The following is a 3,970-nucleotide window of genomic DNA, read 5'->3' as shown; positions in this document are numbered from 1 at the left end:
AGCACCGGCGGGAGCACCGGCGGAGGCGGCGGCTGCACCGCGACCCTCTCCGCCGGTTCACAGTGGAGCGACCGCTACAACCTCAACGTCTCGGTCTCCGGCTCCAGCAACTGGACCGTGACCATGAACGTCCCCTCCCCCGCCAGGATCATCGCCACCTGGAACATCAGCGCCAACTGGCCCAGTTCCCAGGTGATGATCGCCAGGCCCAACGGCAACGGCAACAACTTCGGCGTCACCATCCAGCACAACGGCAACTGGACCTGGCCAACGGTGTCCTGCAGTACCGGCTGATCCCCGGACACCCCTGACACCGCACCCGTGGCGCGGCGGCCCCCGGCCGCCGCGCCACGCCGCTGGACGACCGGCGCCTCCCTGGCAGTTCCCGGACCGGCACGCTGTGTTCCCCGCGATGACTGCTCATTCTCCTGTCAGATGGGGGCCCCGTCCGCGCCGGGTGAGTGCTGATGTCCCATCAGCCCGCGGATGAGGATTCCCGCCTTTCCCTCTGGCTGCGCGTGCGCGAGTTCGCCGTGCCGCCTTCCATGATCGAGACCGCGACCGCCCGCCGCCGTGCCGGGGACTGGGCCGGGGCGTGTGCCGCCGCAGGTGTCGAGGTCGATTTCCGTCTGCGTACCGTGGCGCGCGCGCATGGCCGGGAGCTGGCGGCCCGGGTCCGGGCCGATCTCCGCCGCCTGGCCCCCGACCTGCTGCGGTGGCACTGGCCGAGGGCTCCCAACGGGCTGCTGCGCCCGGGACTGACCGTCTCCCTGGCCCGGTACGACACCCCGCCGGGCGCGGGCGGACGCCCGGTGCACCTGGTGGCCCGCACCCCGCCGGCCTGGGCGGACGCCGGTCAGCGGATCAGCCTCGCGCTCTGGGACACATCCCGTTCCGATCCCGGTGCCGGGCGGCACCCGCACCCGCGTCCCAGCCGGCGGTTCCGTCTCGGCCTGCACCGCCACCTGTGGGACGCGCACCGGGCCGGCGACCTGCGGACCCGCTCGGGAACCGGCCGCCCGCCCGCCGGCGCCCCGGACCTGCCGGCACTGCTGCCGCCGGGACACCACGGTCCGGTTCCGGGGGGGCGCAGGGCATCACCGCCCGGCCGGGAGACACCCCGCAGGGGCGGCGGCGGTGGGCGGAGGAGGTGTTCCACCCGCCGCAGCCGTGGCGGGAGTTGCTGGGAGCGGCGGTCCGTTCGGCGGCCTGCGGTCCCGGCGCGGGTGACGACTACCGCTACGGCCGGCCCGCCGCTCGGCCGCGGTGCCCGGTGCCGTGCTGCCGAGCCTGCGGCGCAGGCCGCCCCGGGTGTCCGTGGTCATCGACACCTCCGGGTCGGTCGGCGACGCCGAACTCGGCAGCGCGCTGCTGGAGGTCTCCGCGATCTCCCGTGCCCTGGGCGGCCGCCGCGACCTGGTCACCGTGCTCTCCTGCGACGCGGCGGCCCGGACCGTGCGCCCGCTGTGCCATGCCGGGGGAATACCGCTGGTGGGCGGCGGGGNTGTGCCATGCCGGGGGAATACCGCTGGTGGGCGGCGGGGGCACGGACCTGCGCACGGACCTGCGCACGGACCTGCGCACAGGCGCTGCGGGCACGGCCCGGGCCCGACGTCGTCGTGGCGCTGACCGACGGGCAGACCCCCTGGCCCGACGGCCGGCCGCTGTGCCGGACGGTGGCGGGTCTCTTCTCCCGCCCGCCGGTGGCGCGCGCGTGGGACGAGCACCGTGCCGGATACGTGCCGGGCTCGCCTCCGGAGTGGGCGCGGGTGGTCCGCATCGGGTAGCCCCCGCCGCCGGTCGGCCCGGCGCGGCGGCTCACCGCCGTGCCGGTGGTCTGCGGGCGAGCAGGCAGGCCTGCGGGACCCGGCTGTCCAGGTCCCCGACCAGGGTGGTGTCCACCTCCAGCCCGGCGCCGGACAGCAGGCCGGCGAAGGCCCCCGGCTGGAACACGCATACACCCCGGCAGGCCGGATATTCGGGAGCAGAGCAGTGGCCGCCGGGCCGACGCACCGGAGAGGGGTGACGCATGTGGGTGTGCTGGACAGAACCGACGACGGCCGCCGCACCGGGACCGGGGCCGCGCCGTGAACCCCGCCGCCCGCCCGCCCGAGCCCTGCGGCCCGGACTTCCTGTGCGCCGTCTTCCGCGACCTGGGGGCCGGTGTCTTCACCACCGACACCGCCGGGCGCATCACCTGCGCCAACCCCTGGATGGAACGGCTGCTCGGCCGCTCCCGGGCCGAGCTCCTCGGCCGCGACGCCCACCGCCTGCTGCACCGTGACGCGCAGGGCCGCCCGGTGCCGCGGCAGCGGTGCCGGCTGCTCGCCGCCCTGGCCGCTGAGCGGAACGCCACCGGCAGCGACGAGTTCTTCCAGCGCGCCGACGGCGGCGTCGTCCCGGTCATCTGGGCGGCCGCTCCGCTGCGCCGGGACGGCCGCCCCGCCGGCATGGCGGTGGCCTGCCACGACTTCAGCGTGCAGCGCACCGTGGCCGAGGAGGCGGTGGAGCATCTGGCCCAGATGGAGGAGCTGGCCTCCCGGCTGACCATGGTCTCGGAGGTCTCCTCGGTGCTGATCACCGCCACGGAGCTGCCCGAGATGCTGACCAGCCTGGTCCGCCTGCTGGTTCCGGAACTCGGCGCCTGGGCCGTGGTGGACCGCTACGCGGAGCAGGGCCGGCGGGGCGAACGCGCCGCCGTGCACAGCGCGCACCACCGCGACCGGGCGGAGCGGCTGCCGGGCCCGCTGCCCCCGCTGCCGGAGCGGTCCCGGGCCGCGGTGACCCGGCTGCTCACCGATGCGCCGCCCGTCCGGCTCAGCGCCGACGCCGTCCGCGGGAGCCCCGACGAGCCGTTCTCCGCCACCCATCGCGTCCTGTTCGAGCAGCTCGGCGGCCACTCCGCGGTGGTGGTGCCGCTGCGCGCCCGCCGCAGGTCCTTCGGCACCCTGACCGTCGCCCGCGCCGGGGACTGCCCGCCCTACACCGACCGCGACGTCAATCTGCTGGCCGACATCGGCCGGCGGGCCGGGCTGGCCATGGACAGCGCCGAGCTGTACCACGAACAGCGGCATGTCGCCGAGACCATGCAGCGGCAGCTGCTGGCCCCGCTGCCCCAGGTGGACCATCTGCGGATGGCCGCCCGCTATCTGGCGGCGCAGAGCGCGGCCGAGGTCGGCGGGGACTGGTACGACGCCTTCCTGCTGGCCGACGGTGTGATGGCCCTGGTCATCGGGGACGTGGTCGGCCACGACCTGCGGGCCGCGGCGCACATGGCCGAGGTCCGCAACATGCTCCGGGCACTGGCCTGGGACCGGCGGGAGCCGCCGAGCCTGATCATGCGCCGGCTGGACGAGGCCATGACGAACACCAGCGACGCCCCCATGGCCACCGTGGTGTTCGCCCGGCTGGAGGGCGGGGAGGGCGGCCCGTGGCGGCTGCACTGGGTCAATGCCGGGCACCCCCCGCCGCTGCTCACCACCGCGGACGGCGGGACCCGGTTCCTGGAGGGCGGGCACGGCCCGCTGCTGGGCATGAGCACCACCCTGCATCTCGGCCTGTCCTGGCCGGACACCAGCGAGGAGCTGCCCGCCGAGTCGACGGTGCTGTTCTACACGGACGGCCTGGTGGAGAACCGTTCCCGGCCGGTGGACACCGGTCTGGCGCTGCTGCGCGGCCACGCCGCCGCGCTGGCCGGGCGGACGGTGGACGCTTTCTGCGACGGTCTGCTGGAGCGGATGGCACCGTCCGGTGACGACGTCACGCTGCTCGCCCTGCGGCTGCCTCCGGCGGGCGCGGGAACCGGGGACGACACCGCCCCGCCGCTGCCCGGCCCGTCCCCGCACAGTCCGGCCACGCCGGACCGGGCCGCCCCGGGCAGCCTCCGGCTCCGTCCCGAGGTCGAGGACCCCACGCGGTCCGGGGAAGGCGGCGTCGGCGGGCCCCCGGGCTGACGCGGCGCGCCGGGCGG

General features: G+C 76.2%; 3 protein-coding genes and 1 pseudogene. 3 read left to right on the top strand and 1 reads right to left on the bottom strand.

Annotated features, from left to right (window positions below):
• A pseudogene (locus GQS09_RS28805) lies at positions 1 to 294 on the top strand (polysaccharide deacetylase); the annotation flags it as partial.
• 173 nt (positions 295 to 467) lie between these two features.
• Positions 468 to 1,787: a hypothetical protein gene (locus GQS09_RS30080; RefSeq protein WP_243761837.1), complete on the top strand. Its 1,320-nt coding sequence runs from the start codon at positions 468 to 470 to the stop codon at positions 1,785 to 1,787.
• Between the two features lie 31 nt (positions 1,788 to 1,818).
• Here GQS09_RS30080 and GQS09_RS30505 read toward each other — a convergent pair whose 3' ends face one another.
• Positions 1,819 to 1,953, bottom strand: a complete 135-nt coding sequence (locus GQS09_RS30505) for a hypothetical protein (protein ID WP_279577802.1) — start codon at positions 1,951 to 1,953, stop codon at positions 1,819 to 1,821.
• Positions 1,954 to 2,087: 134 nt separating this feature from the next.
• On the opposite strand from GQS09_RS30505, the gene GQS09_RS26975 reads away from it, so the two are divergent.
• Positions 2,088 to 3,953 carry a SpoIIE family protein phosphatase gene (locus GQS09_RS26975; RefSeq protein ID WP_165990151.1) on the top strand — a complete coding sequence of 622 codons (1,866 nt, stop codon included), beginning with the start codon at positions 2,088 to 2,090 and terminating at the stop codon, positions 3,951 to 3,953.
• The last annotated feature ends 17 nt before the right edge of the window (positions 3,954 to 3,970 follow it).

Source organism: Streptomyces sp. YIM 98790 (genome assembly GCF_011421595.1).
Taxonomy (GTDB): Bacteria; Actinomycetota; Actinomycetes; order Streptomycetales; family Streptomycetaceae; genus Streptomyces.
The sequence above is the reverse complement of the archived record's forward strand: the minus strand, read 5'-3'. Positions and strand labels throughout refer to the sequence as shown.